The organism is Arthrobacter burdickii (genome assembly GCF_030433645.1).
Classification (GTDB): domain Bacteria; phylum Actinomycetota; class Actinomycetes; order Actinomycetales; family Micrococcaceae; genus Arthrobacter_D; species Arthrobacter_D burdickii.
Genome location: NZ_JAROCG010000001.1, coordinates 1,554,672 through 1,580,339 on the forward strand (window position 1 = coordinate 1,554,672; position 25,668 = coordinate 1,580,339).

Annotated in this window: 27 protein-coding genes and 2 tRNA genes; 16 read left to right on the forward strand and 13 right to left on the reverse strand. The window is 68.6% G+C overall.

The window, feature by feature from the left end:
- Positions 1-27 precede the first annotated feature (27 nt).
- Together P5G52_RS07230 and P5G52_RS07235 are read left to right on the forward strand one after the other, a co-directional pair.
- Complete coding sequence (locus P5G52_RS07230) at positions 28-1,404, forward strand: cystathionine beta-synthase (RefSeq protein WP_301226038.1); 1,377 nt, start codon at positions 28-30, stop codon at positions 1,402-1,404.
- A gap of 27 nt (positions 1,405-1,431) precedes the next feature.
- Positions 1,432-2,595 (forward strand): cystathionine gamma-synthase, encoded by a 1,164-nt coding sequence (locus P5G52_RS07235; RefSeq protein ID WP_301226040.1) that lies wholly within the window; start codon positions 1,432-1,434, stop codon positions 2,593-2,595.
- Positions 2,596-2,759: 164 nt separating this feature from the next.
- On the opposite strand, the gene P5G52_RS07240 is transcribed toward P5G52_RS07235, so the two are convergent.
- Together P5G52_RS07240 and P5G52_RS07245 are read right to left on the reverse strand one after the other, a co-directional pair.
- Positions 2,760-3,185, reverse strand: coding sequence for a hypothetical protein (locus P5G52_RS07240; protein ID WP_301226042.1), 426 nt, complete (start codon positions 3,183-3,185; stop codon positions 2,760-2,762).
- 12 nt (positions 3,186-3,197) lie between these two features.
- Positions 3,198-4,403: an amidohydrolase gene (locus tag P5G52_RS07245; RefSeq protein WP_301226044.1), complete on the reverse strand. Its 1,206-nt coding sequence runs from the start codon at positions 4,401-4,403 to the stop codon at positions 3,198-3,200.
- Positions 4,404-4,544: 141 nt separating this feature from the next.
- Here P5G52_RS07245 and P5G52_RS07250 point away from each other — a divergent pair, with 141 nt between their 5' ends.
- The 7 genes from P5G52_RS07250 to P5G52_RS07280 all read left to right on the forward strand — a co-directional run bounded on the left by P5G52_RS07250 (position 4,545) and on the right by P5G52_RS07280 (position 11,610).
- Complete coding sequence (locus P5G52_RS07250) at positions 4,545-5,924, forward strand: glycosyltransferase 87 family protein (protein WP_301226046.1); 1,380 nt, start codon at positions 4,545-4,547, stop codon at positions 5,922-5,924.
- On the forward strand, positions 5,924-7,660 hold the full coding sequence (locus P5G52_RS07255) for a sensor histidine kinase (RefSeq protein WP_301226049.1): 1,737 nt from the start codon (positions 5,924-5,926) through the stop codon (positions 7,658-7,660). Before P5G52_RS07250 ends, P5G52_RS07255 begins: the two co-directional genes overlap by 1 nt.
- Positions 7,657-8,331 (forward strand): response regulator, encoded by a 675-nt coding sequence (locus P5G52_RS07260; RefSeq protein ID WP_301226051.1) that lies wholly within the window; start codon positions 7,657-7,659, stop codon positions 8,329-8,331. Before P5G52_RS07255 ends, P5G52_RS07260 begins: the two co-directional genes overlap by 4 nt.
- Positions 8,332-8,367: 36 nt before the next feature.
- On the forward strand, positions 8,368-9,024 hold the full coding sequence (locus P5G52_RS07265) for an MOSC domain-containing protein (RefSeq protein WP_301226053.1): 657 nt from the start codon (positions 8,368-8,370) through the stop codon (positions 9,022-9,024).
- A 335-nt stretch (positions 9,025-9,359) separates the two neighbouring features.
- Complete coding sequence (locus tag P5G52_RS07270; RefSeq protein WP_301226055.1) at positions 9,360-11,279, forward strand: DEAD/DEAH box helicase; 1,920 nt, start codon at positions 9,360-9,362, stop codon at positions 11,277-11,279.
- A 131-nt stretch (positions 11,280-11,410) separates the two neighbouring features.
- Positions 11,411-11,482: transfer RNA gene (locus P5G52_RS07275), tRNA-Thr, on the forward strand.
- A 54-nt stretch (positions 11,483-11,536) separates the two neighbouring features.
- Positions 11,537-11,610, forward strand: a tRNA-Met gene (locus tag P5G52_RS07280).
- 125 nt (positions 11,611-11,735) lie between these two features.
- Here the strand turns inward: P5G52_RS07280 and P5G52_RS07285 are convergent.
- From P5G52_RS07285 to P5G52_RS07305, 5 genes are all read right to left on the reverse strand, one after another.
- Complete coding sequence (locus tag P5G52_RS07285) at positions 11,736-11,909, reverse strand: hypothetical protein (protein ID WP_301226057.1); 174 nt, start codon at positions 11,907-11,909, stop codon at positions 11,736-11,738.
- A 28-nt stretch (positions 11,910-11,937) separates the two neighbouring features.
- Positions 11,938-12,366: a hypothetical protein gene (locus tag P5G52_RS07290; RefSeq protein WP_301226059.1), complete on the reverse strand. Its 429-nt coding sequence runs from the start codon at positions 12,364-12,366 to the stop codon at positions 11,938-11,940.
- Positions 12,367-12,439: 73 nt separating this feature from the next.
- Complete coding sequence (locus P5G52_RS07295) at positions 12,440-13,609, reverse strand: RtcB family protein (RefSeq protein ID WP_301226061.1); 1,170 nt, start codon at positions 13,607-13,609, stop codon at positions 12,440-12,442.
- Positions 13,610-13,680: 71 nt separating this feature from the next.
- Positions 13,681-14,310 (reverse strand): class I SAM-dependent methyltransferase, encoded by a 630-nt coding sequence (locus tag P5G52_RS07300; RefSeq protein ID WP_301226063.1) that lies wholly within the window; start codon positions 14,308-14,310, stop codon positions 13,681-13,683.
- A gap of 131 nt (positions 14,311-14,441) precedes the next feature.
- Complete coding sequence (locus tag P5G52_RS07305) at positions 14,442-15,503, reverse strand: phosphatase PAP2 family protein (RefSeq protein WP_301226065.1); 1,062 nt, start codon at positions 15,501-15,503, stop codon at positions 14,442-14,444.
- A gap of 166 nt (positions 15,504-15,669) precedes the next feature.
- Here P5G52_RS07305 and P5G52_RS07310 point away from each other — a divergent pair, with 166 nt between their 5' ends.
- From P5G52_RS07310 to P5G52_RS07335, 6 genes are all read left to right on the forward strand, one after another.
- Entirely contained in the window at positions 15,670-16,719 is a 1,050-nt protein-coding gene (locus tag P5G52_RS07310; protein ID WP_301226067.1) for an ATP-dependent DNA ligase, read from the forward strand.
- A 53-nt stretch (positions 16,720-16,772) separates the two neighbouring features.
- Entirely contained in the window at positions 16,773-17,762 is a 990-nt protein-coding gene (locus P5G52_RS07315) for a DUF2797 domain-containing protein (protein WP_301226069.1), read from the forward strand.
- 35 nt (positions 17,763-17,797) lie between these two features.
- The gene (locus P5G52_RS07320) at positions 17,798-18,028 is read left to right on the forward strand and encodes a hypothetical protein (protein ID WP_301226071.1); all 231 of its coding nucleotides are present in this window, start codon (positions 17,798-17,800) and stop codon (positions 18,026-18,028) included.
- A gap of 82 nt (positions 18,029-18,110) precedes the next feature.
- The gene (locus tag P5G52_RS07325; protein WP_301226073.1) at positions 18,111-18,560 is read left to right on the forward strand and encodes an FAS1-like dehydratase domain-containing protein; all 450 of its coding nucleotides are present in this window, start codon (positions 18,111-18,113) and stop codon (positions 18,558-18,560) included.
- 2 nt (positions 18,561-18,562) lie between these two features.
- On the forward strand, positions 18,563-19,003 hold the full coding sequence (locus P5G52_RS07330) for a MaoC family dehydratase (RefSeq protein WP_301226075.1): 441 nt from the start codon (positions 18,563-18,565) through the stop codon (positions 19,001-19,003).
- A complete protein-coding gene (locus tag P5G52_RS07335) occupies positions 19,000-20,091 on the forward strand; it encodes a UDP-N-acetylmuramate dehydrogenase (protein ID WP_435868654.1) in 1,092 nt (363 codons plus the stop codon). Before P5G52_RS07330 ends, P5G52_RS07335 begins: the two co-directional genes overlap by 4 nt.
- Positions 20,092-20,133: 42 nt before the next feature.
- On the opposite strand, the gene P5G52_RS07340 is transcribed toward P5G52_RS07335, so the two are convergent.
- On the reverse strand, positions 20,134-20,562 hold the full coding sequence (locus tag P5G52_RS07340) for a hypothetical protein (RefSeq protein ID WP_301226077.1): 429 nt from the start codon (positions 20,560-20,562) through the stop codon (positions 20,134-20,136).
- Positions 20,563-20,721: 159 nt separating this feature from the next.
- Here P5G52_RS07340 and P5G52_RS07345 point away from each other — a divergent pair, with 159 nt between their 5' ends.
- Positions 20,722-21,534: an ANTAR domain-containing protein gene (locus P5G52_RS07345; protein ID WP_301226078.1), complete on the forward strand. Its 813-nt coding sequence runs from the start codon at positions 20,722-20,724 to the stop codon at positions 21,532-21,534.
- Here the strand turns inward: P5G52_RS07345 and asd are convergent.
- The 5 genes from asd to P5G52_RS07370 form a co-directional block, all read right to left on the reverse strand.
- On the reverse strand, positions 21,531-22,670 hold the full coding sequence (asd, locus tag P5G52_RS07350) for an aspartate-semialdehyde dehydrogenase (protein ID WP_301226079.1): 1,140 nt from the start codon (positions 22,668-22,670) through the stop codon (positions 21,531-21,533). The two genes, P5G52_RS07345 and asd, sit on opposite strands and share 4 nt — an antisense overlap.
- Positions 22,671-22,778: 108 nt before the next feature.
- Entirely contained in the window at positions 22,779-23,342 is a 564-nt protein-coding gene (locus tag P5G52_RS07355) for a dihydrofolate reductase (RefSeq protein ID WP_301226081.1), read from the reverse strand.
- Positions 23,339-24,118: a thymidylate synthase gene (locus P5G52_RS07360; protein WP_301228705.1), complete on the reverse strand. Its 780-nt coding sequence runs from the start codon at positions 24,116-24,118 to the stop codon at positions 23,339-23,341. Before P5G52_RS07360 ends, P5G52_RS07355 begins: the two co-directional genes overlap by 4 nt.
- 180 nt (positions 24,119-24,298) lie before the next feature.
- A complete protein-coding gene (locus P5G52_RS07365) occupies positions 24,299-25,051 on the reverse strand; it encodes a MerR family transcriptional regulator (RefSeq protein WP_301226083.1) in 753 nt (250 codons plus the stop codon).
- A gap of 53 nt (positions 25,052-25,104) precedes the next feature.
- A complete protein-coding gene (locus tag P5G52_RS07370; RefSeq protein WP_301226085.1) occupies positions 25,105-25,644 on the reverse strand; it encodes a VOC family protein in 540 nt (179 codons plus the stop codon).
- Positions 25,645-25,668 lie beyond the last annotated feature (24 nt).

Consider the following 25,668-nt stretch of genomic DNA (forward strand, 5'->3'; position numbering starts at 1 on the left):
GGCTCGCCAGCCGGTAGCGTTGTAGGCATGAAGTACGCCAATTCCATTGTTGACCTGATCGGCAACACCCCGCTCGTCAAGCTCAACTCCGTCACCGACGGCATCGCAGCCACCGTCCTCGCGAAGGTCGAATACCTCAACCCCGGCGGGTCGGTGAAGGACCGCATCGCGGCGAAGATCATCGACGCCGCGGAGGCCGAGGGCAAGATCAAGCCCGGCGGCACCATCGTCGAACCGACCTCCGGCAACACCGGCGTCGGGCTCGCCCTCGTCGCCCAGCAGCGCGGCTACAAGTGCGTGTTCGTGGTGCCCGACAAGGTGGGCGAGGACAAGCGCAACGTCCTCAAGGCCTACGGCGCGGAGGTCGTCGTCACTCCGACCGCCGTCGCCCCCGACAGTCCGCAGTCCTACTACGGCGTCTCCGACCGCCTGGTCCGCGAGATCCCCGGCGCCTACAAGCCGGACCAGTTCTCGAACCAGAACGGCCCCCTGAGCCACTACGAGACCACCGGCCCCGAGATCTGGAACGACACCGACGGCAAGCTCACGCACTTCGTCACGGGCGTCGGGACGGGCGGCACCATCACCGGCACGGGGCGGTACCTCAAGGAGATTTCCGCTGACCGCGCGAGCGGGCCCGTACGCATCGTCGGCGCCGATCCGGAGGGCTCGATCTACTCCGGTGGCACCGGGCGCCCCTACTTCGTGGAGGGCGTCGGCGAGGACATGTGGCCGGACTCCTACGACCCGTCCATCCCGGACGAGATCCACGCCGTCACGGATGCCGAGAGCTTCGAGATGACGCGGCGCCTCGCCCGCGAGGAGGGTCTGCTGGTCGGCGGCTCCTGCGGCATGGCCGTCGTCGCGGCCCTCCGCGTCGCGAAGGACCTGACGGCGGACGATGTCGTTGTGGTCCTCCTGCCCGACGGCGGCCGCGGCTACCTCGGCAAGATCTTCAACGACGACTGGATGAAGTCCTACGGCTTCATGGACAGTGGCGAGGACGGGAGCGTCGGTGACGTGCTGCGGTCCAAGAGCGGCTCCCTCCCTGACCTCGTCCACACGCACCCGTCGGAGACGGTCCGCGACGTCATCTCGATCATGGACGAGTACGGGGTCTCCAGCATCCCGGTGCTGTCCCAGGAGCCGCCCGTCAAGATGGGCGAGGTGCTGGGCTCGGTCGACGAGCGCTCCCTGACGGCGAAGATCTTCCACGGCGAGGCCAAGCTCACCGACAAGATCTCGCAGCACATGGACGCGAAGCTGCCCCTGATCGGGTCGCTCGAATCCATCGGCACGGCGCGCGAGCGGCTCCAGGACAGCGACACGCTGATGGTGACGTTCGTCGGGTCCCCGGTGGGAATTCTTACGCGCCATGACTTGCTGACATATGTGAGCAAGTAACAACCCGATCCGAATTCCAGGAGTATCGTGACGCACTCGAACGACCAGGGCTTCAACACCCGAGCCGTCCACGCGGGCCAGACCCCCGACCCCACGACCGGAGCGGTGATCCCGCCCCTCTACCAGACCACCACCTTCGCGCAGGACGGCATCGGCAAGCTGCGCAACGGGTACGAGTACGGGCGTGGCACCAACCCCACCCGGGATGCGCTGCAGACCCAGATCGCGGCGCTCGAGGGCGGCAAGCACGCCTTCAGCTTCTCGTCCGGCCTCGCCGCCGAGGACGCGCTCATCCGGGCCGCGCTCCGCCCCGGCGACCACATCGTCCTCGGGAACGACGCCTACGGCGGAACCTACCGGCTGATCGATCGCGTGCTGTCCCAGTGGGGCATCACCAACACGGCCGTGGACATGGCGGACCCCGCTGCGGTCCAGGCTGCCATCGCGGCGAACAACACGAAGATGGTCTGGGTCGAGACGCCGTCGAACCCCATGATGAAGATCACCGACATCGCCGCGACCGCCCAGCTCGCGCACGACGCCGGTGCCCTGCTCGTCGTGGACAACACGTTCGCGTCGCCGTACCTGCAGCAGCCGCTCACGTTCGGTGCGGATGTGGTCGTGCACTCGACCACCAAGTACATCGGCGGGCACTCGGACGCCAGCGGCGGGGCCGTCGTCGTGAACGACGACGAGCTCGCCGAGAAGATCGGTTTCGTGCAGTTCGCCGTCGGCGCCGTGTCCGCCCCCATGGAGGCCTGGCTCACCACGCGCGGACTCAAGACCCTCGGGGTCCGCATGGACCGCCACTCCTCGAACGCCACCGCGATCGCGCGCTGGCTGCAGGAGCAGGACGAGGTGGAGCGCGTGTACTACCCGGGGCTGCCCGAGCACCCGGGCCACGACCTCGCTGCAGCGCAGATGAAGGACTTCGGCGGCATGATCTCCGTGACCTTCAAGGGCGGGGCGGAGGCCGCGAAGAAGGTGGCGGAGTCGACCCACGTCTTCATCCTCGCGGAGTCCCTCGGCGGCATCGAGTCGCTGATGAACTACCCCTCCGACATGACGCACGCGTCGGTCAAGGGCACGGAACTCGCGGTTCCCGAGAACCTGATCCGGCTGTCCGTCGGCATCGAGGACATCGAGGACCTGATCGGTGACCTCGAGCAGGCCATCTCCTCCCTGCGCTAGGTCCCGCTGCGCCGGCTGTTTTACACGGAAGGCCCCTCCGGTTGGAGGGGCCTTCCGTGTGTCCGGAGCTGTGTCCGGCCTCGCCGCCGCGCCGGGTGCCCAGATCCGGGGGTGCGCCGCCCCGGGTCTGCGCCGCTGCGCCGGGTGCCCGGGCGGAGATGGGGCTAGCGTGACCCCGGCAGCCGGAAGCGCTTCCTCGCCTTCGGCTGGGTCTGCTGGAAGAAGGCACTGCTCTGCGGCAGCCACAGGAGCAGCACCGCTACCAGCATCCCGACGGCGATCAGTGACAGGCCCGGCGTCCCGCGCACGACGACGGGCACTCCCGCGATGATGCCGATGGTGCTCAGCAGCTCGCGGGCGCTCCTCCTGCCCCGGCGCAGCGGGAGCAGGAGGAGCAACTGCAGGATGGCGAGCGCCCCGAGGAGCGTGCCGAGCCCGATGAACCCTGCACGGTCGAGGTCCTGCACCGCAGCCGATGCGATGAACGTGCCCGCCGCGACGAGCAGCAGCACCGCGACCACGAGCCACAGGGCGATCGCGGCCCGCAGCGTCCACGGCCGGGGCGGCAGGGCATCCTTCCGAGGACTCACCGGGAAGGCTGCCTAGCCCCGGGGAGCGACGGTGCCGCTGCGCGTCTCGGTGTCGTAGGAGTAGACCTCGGTGCCGCCGATCCACACCTGCAGGGCACGCTGCATTACATCGAGCGGATCGCCGCTCCAGAGCACCAGGTCCGCGTCCTTCCCGACGGCGAGCGAGCCGAGGCGGTCCGCCAGACCGAGGACTTTCGCGGGGTTGATGGTGATGGAGCGCAGGGCGGTCTCCCGGTCGAGGCCCTCCTTGATTGCGAGGGTGGCCTGGTGCACCAGGAAGTTGATCGGGATGACGGGGTGGTCCGTGATGATCGAGATCTCGACGCCGGCCCGCGCGAGCTTGCCGGGATTGGCGATGGAGCGGCCGCGCAGCTCCACCTTGGACTTCGTGGTGAACAGGGGACCGATCAGGACGGGGGTTCCGCGTTCTGCGAGGACGTCGCCGAGCAGGTGCGCCTCGGTGCCGTGGTCGAGGACGAGGTCGTACCCGAACTCGTCCGCGATGCGGAGGGCTGTCGCGATGTCGTCGGCACGGTGTGCGTGCTGGCGCCAGGGGATCTCGCGCCGCAGCACCATGGCCAGGGCCTCGAGGTGCGGGTCCCGCGCGTTCTCGTCGTCCTTGCCCATGTAGTTCTGGGCCTTCATGAACGCCTCGCGGATGACGAGCGCGGTGCCGAGGCGGGTCGACGGCATCTTGCCCTTGCCGCCGTAGACGCGCTTCGGGTTCTCGCCCAGTGCCGACTTCAGTCCGCTGGGGGAGCGCAGCACCATCTCCTCGAGGTAACGCCCGTGCGTGTGGATGGCGACGGCGAGCCCGCCGATCGGGTTGCCGGAGCCGGGGTTCACGTTCACGGTGGTGACCCCGCCCGCGAGCGCGTCGTCGAACCCGGGGTCATAGGGGTTGATGGCGTCGATCGCCCGGACGCCAGCCGTGTTGGGCTCGGTCATCTCATTGGTGTCGTCCCCGGCTGTTCCCTCGCCCTCTTCGTGCGTGCCCAGGTGCACATGGGCGTCCACGAACCCGGGGAGCAGCCACTTTCCTGCCGCGTCGATGACGGTGGCGCCGTCGGGCACGGGAACGGAGGAACCGAGCGCCGTGATGCGCCCGTCCTCGACGACGACCGTGCCGTCGAAGGGCTCGCCGTCGATCGGGACGACGTGGGCGTTGGTGATTGCTGTGGCGGGAGCGGGCGGGGTTGTGCCGCTGGGGGAGGACATGGTCGGCCTTTCGCGGGGGATCGGGGTGATTTCCACCATATCCGGCCGCGGGTGGCAGCCCGGGAGCCGTGCCTACACTGGATGAGCCGTTCTCCGGGCCACCGGGACCGGTGACCGCACCCTGTCCATCGGAAGGAAAGCATGAGCCAGCGCAGTACAGCGGCAGGAGTCCGGGCGCTGGGCCTTGTCGCCGCAGTGGCGGTGGCCTGGGCCCTGGTGGCCTGGGCGTTCGCCTGGGCCGACGTCATCGGCCTCGATTTCCGGGTGTACCGCATGGGCGGGCAGTCCGTGGTCGACGGCGACGGCTCGCTGTACACGCGCTCCTTCGGGGAGGGCGAGGGATCCCTCCTCTTCACGTATCCGCCGTTCGCGGCGCTCGCCTTCACTGTGCTCACGCTCGTCAGCGCCGAGACCGGCGCATTGCTGTTCGTGTGGCTGTCGATCCTCATCGCCGCCGCGACGTCCCTGCTGGTAACGCGGTACCTCGGCGGTTTCCGCACCGTCCGGGACGTGGTGATGCACCCTACGGCACTGCCGCTGGCGATCGCCGGAACCGGGCTCGTCTCCCTCCTGGGCCCGTGGCGCGAGACCATGGCCTTCTCGCAGGTCAACATCCTGCTCTTCGCGATGATCGCCGCCGACCTCCTCTCGGGACCGCACCGCCGGATGCCCACCGGACTGCTCACGGGCATCGCGGCCGGCATCAAACTGACGCCTCTGGTCTTCGGCCTGTACTTCCTCGTGCGCGGCGAGTGGAAGCAGCTGTTCACCATGGCGGCCGGCTTCTTCGGGACCATCGCGCTGGGCTTCCTCCTGCTGCCGGCCGAATCGGCGACCTACTGGCTGCAGATGCTGCGGGACACCGGCCGGATCGGCGGCGAGGGGTATGTGGACAACCTCTCCCTCCGCGGTGCCATCCTCCACTTCCTGGGCCCGGACTTTCCCTCCACCCTTCCGTGGCTGCTCATCTCACTGCTGCTCGTGGCGGCGACCGCCTACATCATCCGCGAGGCCCGGCGGCGCGCGGACCGGTTCCTGCCGATCGCCATGACGTCGCTGCTCATGCTTCTCATCTCACCGATCTCGTGGTCACACCACTGGGTCTGGATCGTCGTGGTCCTGGCGGTCCTCGCCGGCCAGGCTGCAGGGCTTCCCAGGGAACTGCGTGCACACCGTACGACGGCAGCCGTACTCTTCGTGCTCACCCTCCTGGTCTTCATCTACTCGCCCAAGACGATCGGTCAGCTGTTGGGCGCGGACGACCTCGATTCCCAGCTGGTGACCGGCTGGCTCATGGCGTCCAGCGCCGGCGTGTTCTGCGCGCTCGCCGTCACCGTGTTCTGGGTCCTCCTGTCGCGGAGGCTGCGAGCGGTGCGCCCGGAGCGGGCGATGCACCCGCACGAAGCGGTGCGTCCACGTGACGAGGAGCGGGCCACGGCAGGCGGCAGCACTGCCAGGGACCGCGTGTCCGGCGCCCTGCACGGCCGGCTCGACGACGGCGCCCTCCGCGGCAACCGCTGATGGTGACCGCAGCGCGGCGCACCCTCGCGGCTCCGGTCAGCCGCCCGCGGGTAGCCGCCGGCTGCGCCGTCGCACTGGTCCTGCCGCCGCTGCTCGAGACGGCCGTCTTCCTGGCGGGGAACTCGCTGCTCGCGGTCGACGTCCTCTTCCAGCTCGCCGGGGTCATCGCCGTCGCCCTGATCGGCGGCCTCTGGCCCGCGCTGCTCGGCGCCCTGTGGAGCAGCATCATCCTGAACTACACCTCGACGGAGCCCTTCGGGTCCCTCGAGATCTCGGATGCCGAGAACGTCATCACAGTGCTGATCTTCATCGCCGTCGCGGTGACGGTGTCGCTCGTCGTCGGGCTGTCGGCACGCCGGTCCCGGGAAGCGGCCCTGGCGCAGCAGGAGGCCGCCCTGCTCGGCGAACTCGCGCGCGGCGCACTGGCCGAGGAGGACACGCTCCAGGGCTTCCTGCGCCACGTCCAGACCCAGTTCGACGTGGATGCCGTGGCGTTGTTCGGGCTCGTCAGCCCCCCGGAGCAGGACGACGATGACGAGTCAGACGACCACGCGGGCGGTGCGCAGGGCGGCGCGCAGGACGGCGCTGCGCAGGACGGGACCGCGCAGGGCGGCGCGCAGGGCGGCGCTGCGCAGGACGGGGGCGTGCACGGCGAGGCGGCGGGCGGCGGAAGGATGGAGCGCAAGGCCCTGGCCGTGCGCCCACCGGTACCCGGTCCTGCCCTCCCGGGAGCCGTCCCCGGAGGGGCGGCGGCAACCGTTGCGGCAACCACTGCGGGCGCCAGGACAGAAGCCAGGACAGGAGCCAGGCTGCGCGCCGACCCGCAGGCAGGTGACATGGACCGATGGACGATGGACGCCGCGACCACGGTCGAGACGGTCGACGGCGACTTCTTCCTCGCGCTCTACGGGCACCACCTCTCGGCGCGCGAGCGCGGACTGCTGACGGCATTCGCCGGCCAGCTCCGCTCGATGCTGCAGCGGCAGGAACTCCTCGCGAGCACGCGCACCAACCAGAGGCTCATCGAGGGCAACGTCATGCGTACGGCGATCCTGCGTGCGGTGTCCCACGACCTGCGGACCCCCCTCGCCGGGATCAAGCTCGCCGTCAGCAGCCTCCGGCAGTCCGATGTGACCTTCTCCAAGGAGGACGAGGACGAACTGCTGGAAACCATTGAGGACTACTCGGACCGGCTGGACGCGCTCGTCAACAACCTGCTGGACATGTCGCGTATCACCGGGGACGCGGTGAACGCGCACGTGCGGCCGCTGCGATGGATCGACGTCGTCGGGCCCGCCCTCGCCAACGTGCCCGAGGACCGCGTCCGCGTGCACATCCCGCCGAACCTGCCCGCCATCGAGGGAGACCCCGGGCTGCTGGAGCGCGTGATCGCGAACATCGTCGAGAACGGGGTGAAGTACGCGCCGGGTTCCCCGATCGAGGTCACCGCATCCGTGGGCGGTACCGGGAAGGCCCTGATCAACGGCTTCCCGGCCAGTGAGCTGCGCGTCATCGACCACGGACACGGTGTGTCCCGGGACGACGTCGACGCCATGTTCCGCCCGTTCCAGCGGCTCGACGACGCTCCGTCGGGGGCCGGCGTCGGGCTCGGGCTGGCGGTGGCCAAGGGATTCACGGAGGTCATGGGCGGCGTGCTCGACGCCGAGCAGACTCCCGGCGGCGGCCTGACGCTCGTCATCCGCCTGCCCATCTCGACGGGAGTCGTGGAGCTGTGACGCGGGTGCTCGTCGTCGACGACGAACCGCAGCTCCTCCGCGCCCTGGAGATCAACCTCCGCGCCTACGGCTACCAGTGCGTGACGGCGGTCGACGGCGAGACGGCACTCGCAGCCGCGTCCGAACACCACCCCGACATCATCGTGCTGGACCTCGGGTTGCCGGACATCGACGGGGTGGACGTCATCCGTCGGATCCGCGGCTGGTCGCAGGTGCACATCATCGTGCTGTCCGCCCGGCACGGCTCGCAGGACAAGGTCGATGCGCTCGATGCAGGCGCGGACGACTACGTGACGAAGCCGTTCGGCCTCGATGAACTGCTCGCACGCCTCCGCGCGGCCAGCCGGCGTGCGGCGGCCGAGGCCGGCGCGCCGGTCATCGAGACACCCGATTTCACGCTCGACGCCGGAGCCCGCCGGGTGCTCAAGGATGGCAGGGACATCCGGCTCACGCCCACCGAGTGGAAGATCGTGGACCGCCTGATCGCACATCCGGGCCGGCTCGTCTCGCAGCAGCAGCTGCTGCTCGATGTGTGGGGTCCGGCGTATGCGAAGGACGTCCAGTACCTCCGCGTGTACATGGCGCAACTGCGGAAGAAGCTCGAACCCGATCCGGGTGCGCCCCGCTACTTCGTGACCGAGAGTGGCATGGGCTACCGGTTCGAGCCGTGACGGGGAGGCCGGCGAGGTGCCCCTAGGATGGTCGCCATGACCACCGGTACCCTCCTCGCCATCTGTCGCGTGCACGAGCTCCTTCCCACGCGGGACTCGACCGGTGTCACCGCGATCGACAAACGGGCGGTCGACGGGCCGGTGAACGTGCACCCGCTGGGCCTGACCGGCGACGTCCAGGCGAGCCGCAAGCACCACGGCGGACCCACGAAGGCCCTCTACGCCTACGCGCAGGACGACGCCGACTACTGGTCGCAGCAGCTGGGACGCGAGGTGACGCCGGGCCTGTTCGGTGAGAACCTCCGCGTGGCGGGTATCGACGCCTCCCATGCCGTCATCGGCGAGCGCTGGCGCGTGGGGGAGCAGGTGGTGCTCGAAGTGACCATGCCGCGCACGCCCTGCGTGAACTTCGCCCGGTACCTCGGCGAGAAATCCTGGGTGAAGCGCTTCGCGGAGGCGAACCGTGTGGGCACCTACTTGAGCGTCGTCACGAAGGGCAGCATCGTCGCGGGCGACACCATCCACGTGGACAGCGTCCCCGACCACGGCGTCACCGCGGCACAGGTCTACGCGGGCCTCGACGAGCCGCAGGCGCAGAGGCTGCTCGACACCGCGGCCGAAGGGCATCTCACGCTCACCCCGCAGGTCCGGAAGGCCGTGCTGAAGGCACTGAGGGTCGCCTCGCCGGCCTGACGTGCCGAAGGTCACCTCCCGGAGGACCCCGGATGGAACGGATCGATCCGGTTGTGCAGTAGACTGGATATATCCCCCACACCGGTATTCCCTTTATTTCCGCCCCTCAGGGCCGGATAGGTTGTGTTGGGGCTCGGAGCACAGACTCGCGAGCAGATTCATCAGGGAGCGCCGGCTAGAAGAAAAGTCACACATCACTGCTGAGAGAGCAGAGACCACGGTGTGACGAGGAAGTTCGGCCTCGGGATTGAAACAGTGCCGGATTTCCATGTTCATTCGGCACTGCAGGCTTCTTCCTGTCAGGCCGTCCGGCACCTACCTGAAGGAATTCTTCCGTGCCTGAAAACCTGTCCGAGCAGATCACCGACACCACCCTCGTCACCGAGACCACCGCAGCGGTTCCCGCAGCAGAGTCCGACGACGACGGCGTGAATATCCGCTTCACCGAGCTGAACCTCGACGGCCGTATCCTCGCGGCGCTGAACGACCTCGGCTACGAGAAGCCCTCACCCATCCAGGCAGCGACCATCCCCGCGCTGCTCGAAGGCCGCGACGTCGTCGGGCTGGCGCAGACCGGCACCGGCAAGACCGCCGCGTTCGCCGTGCCCGCGCTGTCCAAGATGGCGGAACTGGCCGACGTCAACGGCGGACCCAGCAAGAACACGCAGGTCCTGGTGCTCGCACCGACCCGCGAGCTCGCGCTGCAGGTAGCCGACGCCTTCACGTCCTACGCCAAGCACATGGAGGGCTTCACCGTCCTCCCCGTCTACGGCGGATCGCCCTACGGCCCCCAGCTCAACGGTCTCCGCCGCGGAGCGCAGGTCGTCGTGGGTACCCCCGGCCGCGTCATCGACCACATCGAGAAGGGGTCCCTGGACCTCTCGAACCTCGAGTACGTCGTCCTCGACGAGGCCGATGAGATGCTGCGCATGGGCTTCGCCGAGGACGTCGAGAAGATCCTCGCCTCGACGCCGGCGGAGAAGCAGGTTGCACTGTTCTCCGCGACCATGCCCCCGGCCATCCGCCGAATCGCCAAGAAGTACCTGAACGATCCGGCCGAGATCTCCGTCAAGGGCAAGACGACGACGGGCACCAACACGCGCCAGCGCTACCTGCAGGTCATGGGCCCGCACAAGCTCGACGCGATGACCCGCATCCTTGAGGTCGAGGACTACGACGGCATCATCGCCTTCGTCCGTACCAAGGCGGCTACCGAAGACCTGGCGGACAAGTTGCGTTCACGGGGCTTCACGGCTGCAGCCATCAACGGAGACATCCCCCAGCAGCAGCGCGAGCGCACCGTCGAGGCGCTGCGCGAAGGCAAGATCGACATCCTCGTCGCCACGGACGTAGCAGCCCGCGGTCTCGACGTGGAGCGCATCTCGCTCGTCGTGAACTACGACATCCCGAACGACACCGAGTCCTACGTGCACCGCATCGGCCGCACCGGCCGTGCAGGCCGTTCAGGTGACGCGATCCTCTTCATCACCCCGCGTGAGAAGTACCTGCTCCGTTCGATCGAGAAGGCCACGCGCCAGCCCGTCGAGCAGATGCAGCTGCCCTCCACCGAGAAGATCAACGAGCTGCGCCTCAGCAAGTTCGCGGACAAGATCACGCAGACGCTGGCCGGCAAGGACGTCGCGCTCTTCCGCGATCTGATCGCCACCTACGAGCGCGAGCACGACGTGCCCGCCAGCGAGATCGCTGCAGCCCTTGCCGTCATGGCGCAGGGCGGCCAGCCGATCCTCGTGCAGGACATCCCCGTCGCTCCCGCCGGACAGCGCGAGCGTGCCGAGGGACGCAAGGATGCCTTCGGGTCCCGCGGCCCGACGCGCACGCTCACCGAGGGCAACGCCACCTACCGCATCGCGGTGGGCCGTCGCCAGCGCGTGATGCCGGGCTCGATCGTCGGTGCCATCGCCAACGAGGGTGGCCTGTCCTCCTCGCAGATCGGCGGCATCGACATCCGTGCGGACCACAGCCTGGTGGAGCTGCCCGCGGACCTGACGACCGACCAGCTGCGCGCACTCTCCAGGACGCGCATCGGCGGCGAGCTCATCCACCTCGAGCTCGACAAGGGACGCAAGCCCGCAGGCAACCGCGGCGCAGGCGAGTTCAAGAAGCCCTTCAAGAAGGACTTCCCGAAGCGTGACGGCGACACCCGGTTTTCGGGAGACGCCAACCGCAAGCCCCGCCACGCCAAGGGTGCCGGAGCCGGAGCAGGACGCTCCACCGCGCAGTCCGAGCAGTGGTAGGAACTAGCTAGGCAAAACCCCGTCGGACCCGTGCACTGCACGGGTCCGATGCGGAATCCGGGGTCCGTCCCTCAGGGGGCGGCTGTCGATTTCGCACCAGCGGCTCGGAACTGGTAAAGTTTCTTGCTGTTGCCCCCCTAGCTCAGTGGTAGAGCGCGTTCTTGGTAAGAACGAGGTCACCGGATCGATTCCGGTGGGGGGCTCGTAAATGAGGGGCCCGTGACGATCATCCGATCGGTGCGGGCAGCCTCATTTAGGGCGGTGTAGCTCAGCTGGTTAGAGCGCACGACTCATAATCGTGAGGTCGTGGGATCGAGTCCCACCACCGCTACGGGCAAGGCCCCGGAACTTCGGTTCCGGGGCCTTTTTCGTTCTCCGGATACCGGACGACGAAGCCCGGCAGGCGTGCCTGCCGGGCTTCGTTCTGATGCTTCGATCCGAAGGTCTGGAGGAGGCCTATCGCTTGCCTTCCGCGACATCCTTCACTGATTGCGGGGTCTTGCGGCCCAGTTGCTGGTCGAGTGCGACCCGAAGACGTGCCTTCGCCGCTGTCACCCTCGGGGTATCGGCGGGCCGCCGGTAGCCCGCCTGCGCGGACGGGGCTTGCCGCACGCGTGCTGTATCGGTCATCGGCGCTCTCCTTGTCCTCATCCTCGTCTCATTGTCCGGTACCGCCGTCGGGCAGTCCAGCATCGGGGTCCTCCGGATTGGCTACGGGGTTGCTCACCCAGATCGCGTCGAGGATCCGGCGGTCCTCCTCGGTGGCCAGGTCGCTGTAGGAGAGCTGGAGGAGTGCCTCCACTCCTGCTTCCTGCCGGATCGGGTCGAGGGACGTCGCGGCGTCGATGGCCCACTGCGTCCTGCGCCACCATTCGGCACGGTCGTCGGCGCGCCGCTTCTGCTCCAGGGCGGCCCGGTCCGCCGTCGCGCGCTGCTGGAGGGTGGCGAAGGCCGTTCCGGCCGCCAGGACCGCCGCGATGAGCACCGCGACCGGAGCGAGGGCGCCCACGATCTCCCACCACGGAACGTCGGATGCGACCTCCACGAGGATCGGGGCCGGTGTCGGCGGGACGGCCGGGATGGACATGGGCGTCAGCCTAACCGCCGCCACTCCCGTTCCCGGTGCACCCGGTCGGCCGTTCGACGGCCGCGGTGGCCGATCAGTCGCCCTTCACATTGATGACCTGCCGTAGCGTATGGCGGACGTCCACCAGGTCCTTCGCATCCTGCATGACGACGTCGATGTCCTTGTAGGCTGCGGGGATCTCGTCGAGGAACGCCGGGGTGTCCCGGAATTCGATGCCCCGCATGGCGGCACGGAGCTGGTCCTGCGTGAACGTCCTGCGGGCAGCATTGCGGGAGTACTCACGCCCAGCCCCGTGCGGGGCCGAATCCATCGCCTCCCGGTTGCCCCTGCCCGTGACCACGTAGGATCGCGTGCCCATCGAACCGGGGATCAGCCCGGGACGCCCGGGGTCGGCGGCGATGGCTCCCTTGCGCGACAGCCACACATCCTTGCCGTAGTGCGTCTCCCGCTGCGTGTAGTTGTGGTGGCAGTTGATGCGTTCGCGCTCCTCCACCGGTTTGCCGACCCAGGAGGTGAACTGGCGGACCACGCGGTCCATCATCTCCTCACGGTTGAGCAGCGCGAATTTCTGCGCCCACATCAGTTCGCTGATGTACCGGTCGAACTCGGGGGTGCCCTCCTCGAGGTGCGCGAGGTCCCGGTGCGGCAGGGTGATGGACCGGCGTGCGCAGTAGTCCTGTGCTACCTCGATATGCCGCTGCGCGATGCGGTTCCCGATGCCCCGGGACCCGGAGTGCAGGAAGAGCCACACGTCGTCCACTTCATCGAGGGACACCTCGATGAAGTGGTTGCCCGACCCGAGCGTCCCGAGCTGCAGGCGCCATGCCTTCACGTAGGTCGACGGGTCGAAGCCGGCCGAGCGCGCCTCCCGTTCGAGGGAGTCGATGCGGGGCTCGGCCGAGGCGCTCACCCGCTTGTTGTTGTTGCCGGCCGAGAGGGGGACGGCCCGTTCGATCGCCTCGCGCAGGACACGGCGATCAAGGCGTGCGATGTCCCGTGCGGTGTAGTCGGTGCGCACGGCGACCATTCCGCAGCCGATGTCGACGCCGACCGCTGCGGGGATGATTGCCCCGAGGGTCGGCAGGACCGAGCCGACGGCGCATCCCAGGCCGAGGTGGGCGTCCGGCATGGAGGCGAAGTGCGGGTACACGAACGGCATCGAGCTCGTCATCCGATTCTGCGCGAGCGTCGCGTCATCGATGATGCTGGCGAAATTGACGTACTTCTCGCTGATCCACTCCATCCGTCGAGGCTACCGAGGAGCCCGGCGGGACGGCAGGCCGTACGTCCTCCCGCCGGACCCTTGCGGATGCCTCAGCGGATCCGTACCGCCTGGAGCACCGCATCGTGGACGGTGACGTCTCGGCCGTCTCCCGTGCGCTCGGTCCGCGGGCGCGACTCGCAGACCCGGATGTCCCAGGCGTCGTCGAGGAGGTCCGCGATCTCCTGCGGCGTGTAGAACAGCTCGGGCTGCGGCGGCCGCCGGATCTCGGTCTTCAGGTCCGAGGGATCATGGGCCACGATCAGCAGTGTCCCACCGGCACCGACGAGAGGGGCCAGCGCGCGGAAGATGCGGGAACGCGCCGGCTCGGGAAGGTGCAGAAAGTGGATGGAGACGAGGTCCAGGTTGCCGGGCAACTCCGGCGAGGCCAGCAGGTCCACCTGCCGGAACTCCAGGCGTTCGGCGACGGAGGCATCGAGGTCCGCCGTATGGGCGTGTGCCCGGGACAGGGCGACCTCGGAGATGTCGATCCCCAGGACCGCCCAGCCGCGGGAGGCGAGCCAGACGGCATCCGCTCCCTCCCCGCAGCCGACGTCGAGCGCCCTTCCCGGCGGCAGGTCCTCCACCACCGCGACGAGCTGCCGGTTCGGTCTGCCGCTCCAGATCCTCGTGTGCTGCCGGTAGCGGTCGTCCCAGAATTCCTGTGTGTACTCAACCCGCACGGCGTACCCTTCCCGGTCTGCGGCGCCGCCGGATGGGGCGCCACCTGCGCACCCATCATCGAGCCCACGAGCGCATGTGCCAAGGATGCGGTCCGGACTTGCTCGCCCGGCAAGAGGCTGCAGCCGGTGTGTCAGGCGCGCAGGCCGATCGTCCGCGACTGCTGCTCCACCCGCTGGTCAGTGTGTGCTGACGGAGGTGTTGCGAGTCCTGCCAACCAGGTCGCGAGTGCGCCGATGGCGGCGCCGGCAACGACGTCGACGAGGTAGTGCCACCCGAAATAGACGGTCGCGAGGGCGGTGAGCAGGACGTAGACCCAGAGGATTGCCCGCAGGACGAGCGGCAGACGGACCAGATGCGCGATCAGGGCGGCGGTGAAGACCACTGACACGTGCAGGGAAGCGAAGGCAGCGATGCCGTACATGGAGTCCGTGGCGTGGGGATCGACGAGGACCCGTAACCGACTCCGGTACAGCGATTCCTGCAGGTTCGTGACGGCCGTGTCGGGCAGGTCCGTGTAGTGGATCCGCTCGACGAAGATCGGCCCCAGGGAGGGCAGCGCGTAATAGCTTGCCGCGCCGAGCATCCAGTTGAAGGACACCGCGCTGACGTACCATGCCCCGCGGGACAGTTGCCGGGAGCACGCGAGGGCAGCGGCAATGGACAGCGGGACGAAGTAGAGGTAGGACACATACACGACGGACAGGACATGGGCACTCAGTCCTGTCCCGAGAGCATCCTGGAGCGCATCCCCGGGATGGCTGCCACCGGTGAGCCATCGATCGCTCTGCTGGAGAAGAGGATCCATCACCCGGTCACGGATGAATGGCAGGAAGCTCTTCATATTGCGGTACGAGACATACGCGAGGTAGAAGGTGAGGATCCCCACCGAGGTGGCCACCAGCCGTGGCCCGGACCATCGACGGCGGAACTCGGCAGCAGCCAGACCGAGGAGGTTCCGCGAGGAGGACCGCTGGAGCAGCGTCCGCGAGGCGACGTCGACCAGGATCATCGCGCCCAGGAGGAAGGGCAGGCGGATGTAGCTGGGACCCAGGAAACCGTCCGGGTCACGCAGCGGCAGGTCGAAAACCACGGCTGTCCCCGCGGTGAGGACGCTGAAGGAGGCCGCCACGGTGAAGGGAACGCGGAAGAACCCGGGCAGGACGCGCGTCGGTGGCGGAGCTTTCAGCTTCATCAGACATTTCTAGCGCAGTATGATGCGATTCGTTACTCATTTGTTAGTAATGCCCACAATTGCACCGGGCAGCCACACCCTACCCACGGGAGAGCAGCATGTCCGGAGACGACGTTCCAGGCACGAAAGTCGGAGGCGCGCACCGCGGCGGCAGTGGGGTCAGGGGATGACGAACCTGCCGTTTCCCGTCCAGCCGATGCTCGCGAAGGCCGTGGACTCCGTCCCCGAGCCGGACGGCGTTCCGGGCGGACTGCTCTACGAGCCGAAATGGGACGGCTTCCGGGCGATCGTGAGGATCGAGGACGGCACCTGCGAGATCGGGAGCCGCGGCTCGAAGATGCTCACCCGCTACTTCCCCGAGCTCGTCGACGCGCTGCTCGAGAACCTCCCCGGACGTTGCGTCGTCGACGGCGAGATCGTGGTGCGCCAGGGTGAGCACGGCGCGGAGAGGCTGGACTGGGAGGCCCTGTCCCAGCGCATCCACCCGGCGGAGAGCCGGGTACGCCTCCTCGCGGGGCAGACGCCGTCGTCGTTCATCGCCTTCGACCTCCTCGGTGTCGACGACAACGACCTGACGGGCGTGCCCTTCAGCCGGCGGCGGGCAGCGCTCGAAGGCATCGGGGAATCCTTCTCCGCGCCGGTCCACCTGTCGCAGGTCACGCACGACGTCGAGCTCGCCCGGCGCTGGCTCGTGGAGTTCGAGGGCGCCGGACTGGACGGCGTCGTGGCGAAGCCCCTCGCGGCGGCGTACGGGCCGAACAAGCGGCTCATGCTCAAGGTCAAGCACCATCGCAGCGCCGACGTCGTGGTGCTCGGGTACCGGGTGCACAAGTCCGGCCAGGGAGTCGGCTCCCTGCTGCTCGGCCTGTACGACGACGGCGGCGAGCTGCGGAACGTGGGCGGCATCTCGGCCTTCTCCGACAAGCGGCGCCTGGAGCTCGTGGACGAGCTGGAGCCCGACGTGATGCGCGACGACAGCGGCGGCGTCCAACTCGGCGCGACCGACCGCAGCCGTTTCGCCTCCGCGAAGGACGTGTCCTATATCCGGCTGGAGCCCCGCCGGGTCGTCGAGGTGCGGTACGACCAGATGGAGGGCGACCGCTTCCGCCACACCGTCCAGTTCGAACGGTGGCGGCCCGACCGCGAGGCCCGCTCCTGCACCTTCGAGCAGCTCGAGATCCCCGCGGCCTACGACCTCAGCAAGGTGCTCGCCTGAGCTGCCCGGTTTCCGCAGACCGCACCGCCGCTCCGCCTGTCTAGGCTGAAGGGATGAACCCCATCTACCTCTGCAGCGGCGTCAGCTGGCACGCCGCGGGTCCCGTCCTGTCGCTGCACCCGGTGCCTCCGGAGAAGGTGCACTCGGTGCCTCCGGAGAAGGTGTCCGAGGAACCGTCCGGGGCGCAGGCGGGCGACGGAGCGCACGACGACGGGCGATGGGACCTCGACCTCCCCGGGAGGAAGCTGGCCTTCGAGGTTCCGGAGGAGGGCAGGTTCTGCCTGGGGTTCCAGCGCGTCCACGGACGCGATGACCGCACCGGGGTGCCCTGCGCGGACCAGGCGCCGGCCGAACGCGGTTACCAGTGCACCCGGTGCTTCGCCCAGGACGACGTCCGTTTCATGCACGACATCCACCGCTCCGGCATCGCTCCGGCCGGGCTCAAGCGATACCTCGACCAGCCGCACTGGCTGTATGTCGCGACGTTCGCGGATGGTTCCAGCAAGGTCGGCACGGCGTCGGATCCCCGGAAGCGGGCGCGCCTCGTGGAACAGGGCGCCGTCGTCGCGCAGTTCGTCGCCCATGCGGCCGACGGGCGGATCGTCCGGATCCTCGAGGACGAGGTGACCCGGACGGTGGGCCTGCAGCAGGCCGTGAGGTCCGGGGCCAAGGCGGCATCCCTGTGCGCGCCGCTGCCCTTCGCGCGGCTCGAATCCATCAATGACGGCTTCGCCCTGGCTGCCCGGGGGCTGCTCGAGGGCGGGATCGGCATCGATGGCTTCGAGGTGGTGCACGAGGAGTTCGACCCGCCGCCGTCCTGGTCCGCAGTCCTCGGCCTGAGTGGACTGCAGCCGTACCCGCAACCCCTCGGGAGCGGGCAGCACGGGTTCATCATCCGGGAGTTGATCGGCCCGTCGGCCCTGGTCTCGATCGAGGGCGCGGACCTGGTGTTCGTCGCGGACCTCGCCCAGCTCAAGGGCAGGCGGCTGCGCCTCGGGGACTTCAGCACACCGGTACCCGCCGTGCAGGAAGCCCTCTTCTGAGCAATGACCCCCACCGTCGGCAGTAGAATCGGATCATGCTGAATACGCCCTGGGAGACCGGCTCGGACCTGTACCGACGGCTGGTGGTCTCGGCACTGGTGACCACGGCGATCGGCATCCTCATCGCCGTGGTCGGCGCCGCGACGGACCGGCCCGGTCTCGTCGTCACGGGCATCCCGATCATCGTGGTCGGCATGGTGTGCCACCTCGCAGGCATGGTCGTCCGCGCGCGCGACACCCGACGCCGCAGGCCGGACACGCGCTGACCCGAGCGCCGATCGGCGCCGACCCACAGATTCCGCACCAGGATTACCAGCACCGCCCGACGCCGCTTCCACCGGAGGATCCATGACCATCGACCCAGACCTGCAGGGACGCAGCTACCCCGCGGGAGACACCTACTCCGTGGGACGCGAGGCCATCCGCGACTTCGCCCGGGCCGTCAAGGCCACCCACCCGGCGCACTACGACGTCGACGCCGCGGCGGCGCTCGGCTACCGGGACCTCGTGGCCCCGCCCACCTTCGCCATCATCGTGGCCCAGCGTGCCGACGCCCAGCTCATCAGTGATCCGAGCGCGGGCATCGACTTCACCCGCGTGGTCCACGCCGACCAGCGGTTCGTCCACCACCGCCCCATCCTCGCCGGGGACGAACTCGTCGCCGAACTGCACGTGGACCAGGTGCGCGCCATGGGCGGCGGAGCGATGATCACCACACGCGCCGAGATCTCGACCGTCGACGGCGAGCCGACGGCCACGTCGACGTCATCCCTTCTCGTGCGCGGAGAGGACCAGTAACCATGGCAGTGTCAACAGCTTCCCTCGAGGTCGGTCAGCAGATCGGCTCCACCACCATCGGCATCACCCGGCAGGACCTCGTGCGGTATGCCGGTGCCTCGGGCGACCTCAACCCGATCCACTGGAACCAGTCCTTCGCGGAGGGCGTCGGGCTCCCCGGCGTGATCGCGCACGGCATGTTCACGATGGGTGCGGCGGTGCAGCTCGTGACCGACTGGATCGGCGACCCGGCCGCCGTCGTGGACTACCAGACGCGCTTCACCAAGCCGGTGATCGTCGAGGACACGACGGCGCAGCCCGGTGAGCCCGGGGCGGTCGTCGAGGTGACCGGCGTCGTCGGTGCGATCGACACCGAACGGTCGACGGCGCGCATCGACCTCACCGTGACGTTCGCCGGACAGAAGGTCCTCGTCAAGGCCCAGGCCGTGGTGAAACTCCCATGACCGTCCCCGTGACGGGCACGCGCCTCGCCGACCTCACCACGGCCCGCGTGGGAGGACCTGCGCGCACTCTCGTGGCAGCGTCGACGGAATCCGAGATCGTCGAGGCGGTCCGCGCCGCCGATGCCGCGGGGGAGCCGCTCCTGATCATCAGCGGGGGCTCGAACCTCCTCATCGGTGACGACGGTTTCGACGGGACGGTCGTCCACATCACCTCCACGGGCTTCACGGTGAACGATGACGACGCCACGTGCGGCGGCGTCATGGTCAAGGCGCAGGCAGGCCAGGACTGGGACGAGCTCGTTCGGTACACGGTGATGCATGCGTTCTCCGGGCTCGAAGCCCTCTCGGGCATCCCCGGCTCCACCGGGGCGACGCCCGTCCAGAACGTCGGGGCGTACGGATCGGACGTGTCCCAGACGATCGCCACCGTCCGGACGTACGACCGCGAGACGGACAGCATCAGGAGCTTCACCAACTTCGAGTTGAAGTTCGGCTACCGGGACTCCCTCCTCAAGCGCAGCACCGTCGACGGGTCGCCCCGCTACGTGGTGCTGTCGGTGGAGTTCCAGCTGGGACTGGGTCGCCTGAGCAAGCCGGTCCGTTATGCGGAACTCGCTCGCGCGCTGGGGATCGAGGTGGGCGCCCGCGCCTACGCGAACGACGTGCGCCGCGAGGTACTGAAGCTGCGGGCCGGCAAGGGCATGGTGCTCGATGCCCCCGACCCCGACACCTGGAGCACGGGATCGTTCTTCACCAATCCCATCGTCGCCCAGGAGACTGCGGACCGCCTGCCGGACGAGGCTCCCCGGTACCCGTCCGGCGCCGACGGCCAGGTGAAGCTCAGCGCGGCCTGGCTGATCGAGCACGCCGGGTTCTCGAAGGGCTTCGGCCTCGCCGACGACGACGGGCACGCTGCGGCGGGAGGGCGGGCATCGCTGTCCACCAAGCACACACTGGCCGTCACCAACAGGGGAGGCGCCTCGGCATCGGACCTCCTGGCTGTCGCCGGGCTCGTGCGGGACGGGGTCGAGCGCACCTTCGGCATCCGACTGGAACCGGAGCCGCTGCTCATCAACTGCAAGCTCTGAGCAGCCCCGCTCACGCAGGCCGGGCCGTCCCGGCCCGTACTCCTAGAGCGCGGGGGAGCGCCGCGCCTGCTCGGCGGCGGCGCGCGTGAGGACGACATCGCCCCAGCTGTCCTCGCGCTGCACGAGCCGCCGCGAGCACAGCCACTGGGCCAGACGGGAGGCCACGCTGATCTGGGCGAGGCGATCGTGGAAATCGGGCAGTAGCTGGGGGGCCGCGAGGAAGTCCGGCAGGGCATGGAGCAGTTCCCGGGCACCCATCACCTGGACGTACGGGGCGGCTGTGCCGAACTGTCGCTCCAGCTCGAGCAACTCGCGCTCGGCGGCCGCCAGACGGGTGACGGCTCCATGTTCGAGGTAGTCCCGGAGGTGGCACTGTACCCGCTCGTAGCGCAGGAGGCTCTCCGGGTGCCGCACGTGGCTGCTGCCCGCGAAGAAGCGCTTGAGGATGGTGTCTGCGTTCACGGGGTCCATGCGCATATCCTGCCGCTGCGCACCGACCTTTTCCCGCTCCGCGACAACAGCGCGATGCACCGGCGGAATGTCCGGAATACTGGATAGCATCGGATGTTCGTACGACCGCACGTTCCGGCCCGGCCCGGTGGTGGATCGTCTCGGGCGAGGAGGACTGCAATGGCGGAACAGGGGAGTGGAATGGCCGAGCAGCAGCACGTCGCGCAGCGTCGTCCCGTCGGTGCGGCCGATGCCCTCCGCGCGAGTACCTTCGAGGCGACGACGCTGGCCTACTCGCTGATGGACACGGACTTCGTCATCCTGGACGTCAACACGGCGTTCGCGGAGGCGACGGGCATGGCGCGGGACGAACTCGTCGGGCACCAGGCGTTCGAGCTCTTCCCCGAGAATCCCCTGCAGTCCGACGATGCCCCCGCCCGGGCCATGCGCCAGTCCCTGGAACGGGTGATCTCGACCAGGCAGCGCGACAGCATGATCATCCACCGCTACGACATCCCCGATCCCGACCAGCCGGGCGCTTTCGTGGAGCGCTACTGGAGCCCGGTCAACATCCCCGTGTTCGACGACGACGGGGAGCTGATCGCCATCCTCCAGCAGGTGGAGGACGTGACCGACTACCGTGAGGACCTCGTCAAGGTGCTCGGCTACCTGCAGGAGCCGACGCCGGGAACCTCGAGCGAGACCTCACGCCGCTTCGTGGAGTATGCCGCGACCGCCATGGCGCATTCCAGCCTCTACCACTCGGCCCGCCGTGAGGTGGAGCAGCTGCAGGAGGCGCTCACGTCCCGTGGAGTCATCGACCAGGCGAAGGGCATCCTGATGGGGCGATACCGGTGCGGGAGCGACGAGGCGTTCCAGCGCCTCAAGCAGATGTCGAACGACAGCAACGTTCGGCTCCGGGATGTCGCCACCGCCCTGATCTACCAGGTGTCCGCGCCGGGTTCTGCGCCCGCTAAAAGGGGGGAGTCCTAGAGGTTCCCGGTGGCGATCATCAGCATCCGGCGGAGCGGTTCGGCCGCGCCCCACAACAGCTGGTCGCCCACGGTGAAGGCGCTGATGTAGTCCGGGCCCATCTCGAGCTTGCGGACGCGCCCTACGGGGATCTCCAGCGAGCCCGTCGCTGCAATCGGCGTCAGGCCTGCGAGGGTGTCCGTCTTGGTGTTCGGGATGACGCGCACCCACTCGTTGTCCGCGGCGATGATCGACTCGATCTCACTGACCGGCAGGTCCTGGGTCAGTTTGAGGGTCAGGGCCTGGGAGTGCGACCTCATGGCGCCCACGCGGACGCACAGGCCGTCGAAGGGGATGCGGGTGTCGGTGCCGAGGATCTTGTTGGTCTCCGCACCGGCCTTCCACTCCTCCTTCGACTGGCCGTTGCCGAGGTCGCTGTCGATCCAGGGGATGACGGACCCGGCGAGGGGGACGCCGAACTGGGTCGCCTCGAGGCTCGGGTGCCGCTGCTTCGTGAGGATGGCACGGTCGATGTCGAGGATCGCGGACGCGGGGTCGTCCAGGTTGATGGCCACCGTGCTGTGGAGGGCGCCGAACTGGGTGAGGAGTTCGCGCATGTGGCGGGCACCGCCACCCGAGGCCGCCTGGTAGGTCATGGACGTGCCCCACTCCACGAGCCCGTTGCGGAAGAGCCCGCCCAGGCCCATGAGCATGCAGGAGACCGTGCAGTTGCCGCCGATGAAGTCGCGGATGCCGCCGGCGAGGCCGGCATCGATGGCGGACCGGTTGACCGGGTCGAGCACGATGATGCTGTCCTGCTCCATGCGCAGGGTGGATGCGGCGTCGAGCCACAGCCCCGACCAGCCGGCGTCGCGCAGCTTGGGGTAGACCTCGGAGGTGTAGTCGCCGCCCTGCGCGGTCACGATGATCGGCAGCTTGGCGAGCGTCTCGACGTCGTACGCGTCCTGGAGCGTCCCGGCGCCCTCGGCGAACGACGGAGCTGCGCCACCGGCGGCGGACGTCGAGAAGAACACGGGGTTGATGCGGGCGAAATCGCCCTCGTCCTGGAGTCGCTGCATGAGGACCGAGCCCACCATGCCGCGCCATCCCACGAATCCGACGGACGGCAGGGCGGAACTCTCGGGTACTGAAGTCATGCCCTCCAGTTTAGGGGCGAGGATAGCGTCCGGTCCCCTTTGTGACTGAGGCCTCCCTCACGCCTGCCGGGCACCTCGATCCAGCAGTCGGCGGCGATCCCGAGCCGGCTAGCCCTGCCGCACCCAGAGGCTGATCCGGTACCTGGTCCCGTTCGACGATTCCAGCCACCCGGACTCCGGGGTCAGTGCGGCGAGCGCCCAGTCGGTTCCGAGGGCGGGAGCGACGGTGTCGCCTTCCGCGGAGGACTCGACAACGGTGACGAGTGCGGCGTTGGCGCGGTGCAGGGCGTCGGCGTACACCCGGCCTCCGCCGATGACCCAGATCTCCTCGGCTCCCGGGCTGGCCTGCGCGGCCTCGAAGGCGGCGTCGAGCGAATCGACGACGATCGCCCCCGGCAGGTCTCCGGACCCGGAGCGGGAAAGGACGATGTTGGTGCGGTCCGGCAGGGGCCGGAACTTCTCGGGGAAGGACTCCCAGGTGCGGCGGCCCATGATCACGGGATGCCCCGTCGTCGTGGCCCTGAAGTGTGCCATGTCCTCCGGCAGGTGCCAGGGGATCCCGCCGTCCCTGCCGATCACGCCGTTCTCGGTCTGGGCCCAGATCATGCCGACCACGGGGCGTGACCCGACGGCGTCGGGCACGCTCAGGGTGTGGGCGGGGGCGTCACTCATACCGCCACCGGAGCCTTGATGGTGGGGTGGTGCTGGTAGTCGACCACGTCGAAATCCTCCAGGGTGTAGTCGAAGATGCTGGCGGGTTTCCGCTTCAGCTCGACGCGCGGGTACGGGTACGGCTCGCGGGACAGTTGTTCCGTGACCTGCTCCACGTGGTTGTCGTACACGTGGACGTCACCGCCGGTCCAGATGAACTCGCCCGGTTCCAGGCCGGTCTGCTGCGCGACCATGAGGGTCAGCAGTGCGTAGGAGGCGATGTTGAAGGGGACGCCGAGGAAGGTGTCCGCAGACCGCTGGTACAGCTGACAGGACAGACTGCCCGGACCGCCGTCGACGCCGGGAGTCACGTAGAACTGGAAGAAGACGTGGCAGGGAGGCAGCGCCATGTTGGAGATCTCCGACACGTTCCAGGCCGAGACGAGGTGCCTGCGCGAGTCGGGATTCGTCTTCAGCGCTTCGACGACCTGGGCGATCTGGTCGATGTGCCCGCCGTCGGGCGTCGGCCACGACCGCCACTGGACGCCGTAGACAGGGCCGAGTTCGCCGTCGTCGTCCGCCCACTCGTCCCAGATGGACACGCCGCGCTCCTGGAGCCAGCGGACGTTCGAGTCACCGCGGAGGAACCAGAGCAGTTCGAGGGCCACGGACTTGAAGTGCACGCGCTTGGTGGTGATGAGCGGGAAGGACTCGCGGAGGTCGAACCGCAACTGCCGGCCGAAGACGCTCCGTGTTCCGGTGCCCGTCCTGTCGCTCTTGGCTGCGCCGTTCGCCATCACATCGCGCAGCAGATCCTCATAAGGGGTGGGGATGGGGGTGCTCACCCGGCCAGTCTACGGGGAAACCATGACCGGCCGGCGGTCCACGGCGAGCGGCAGCGGCACTCCGGGAGGTGGTGTCACCGGCGTGGGCACGTCAGTTCCGCGACGGCGAGGGCCTCGATCACGAGGTCCCTGCTACGCGGGGTCGATTCCTGCGAATGCCCGAATGGCGTCCCGTACGAATTCCGCACCGGGGATGCCGCCGTAGTTGCGGGCGAATCGTTCATCGGTGGCATACATGTCGCCGTAGCTCGGGAAATGTTCGGCCGAAACCGGGTTCCCGGTCGCTGCAGCGGACAGGTTGAGCCAGTCGAGGTGTCGTGACACGATCGCCTGCACCACATCGCTGCCTGGTGCAAGACCCGCGTCGCGTGCCGCCGCATAGTCCCGCGCGATGCGGCGGTGCTGCTCCGTGAAGGCCTTCTTCTCGGCGTCCGTCTTCGACCGCCACCATCGGTCCCCCGAGGCATAGGCTTCGCTGCCCCATCGTTCCTCGACCTCGTCCCTGTAAAGCGTGTGGTCGAACCCGTCGAACATGTCTTCCGGCATGAGTTGCCTGCCCTCTTCCTGTGCAGCGATGGTGGTCCGGACCGATCGTATTTGTCGTTCGATCCGTTGTTGTTCCTGTGCCAGCCACGTGAGGTGGGAGCGGAGCGCCGGCACCGTCTGGTCCTGATGATCCAGGACCCGCGCGATCTCGGGGAGCCCGAGCCCGAGCTCCCTCAGCATGAGGATGCGTTGCAGGCGAACGAGGGCCTCCTGGTCGTAGTAGCGGTAGCCATTGGGACCCATACGGCTCGGCCTCAGCAGTCCGAGCCGGTCATAGTGACGCAACGTTCGGCTGGTCGTGTTGGCGAGCCGCGCTATCTCCTGGATCGGCCAATCCACGGTGCTGCCTCCTTCGCCCGTCGGTGCGGTGGATCGTCGCAGGCCCGGTGCGGTCATCGGGCACCCCACGGCGGGTCAGGCTTCGACAGTCCCTGCTCCGTGCTCCACTGTCGCATTCGTTCGGAGAACGCGGCATCGGTTGCCTCCGGTGGACGTCCGGCGGTGAAGACGACGACATTCCCGTCCGGGTCGGTCGCCGTGACATCGCGGGTGTTCCACGGTGAGTCGACGGGCCCCTCGACCGTGCCGGCACCATGGGCGCGGGCCCGGCCGGCCAGCTGCCCGATCTCGTCGTAGACGGCAGCGAAGCTCAGTATCAGGCCGGACCCCGGAGTGGCGGGGCCGACCGATGGCCGGACGAGCAGGTCCTGGAACTGCCATCTGCGGAGGTGCACCAGCGCGGTGCTTCCCCCGGGACCCGGGAGAGTGAACAGCACGATGAAACCGAGGCCTTCGGTGTACCAGGAGACCGTGGCCTCGATGTCGGCAACCAGCAAGGTCGCGAACATGGGCATCCCGTAGATGTCACGGGTGACGCCGGGGGCTTCCACGCCGGGTCCGGGTGCGGGAACCGGAGATTCGAGAGGAGTCATGCCACCAGTCTCGACCTTGCCGTA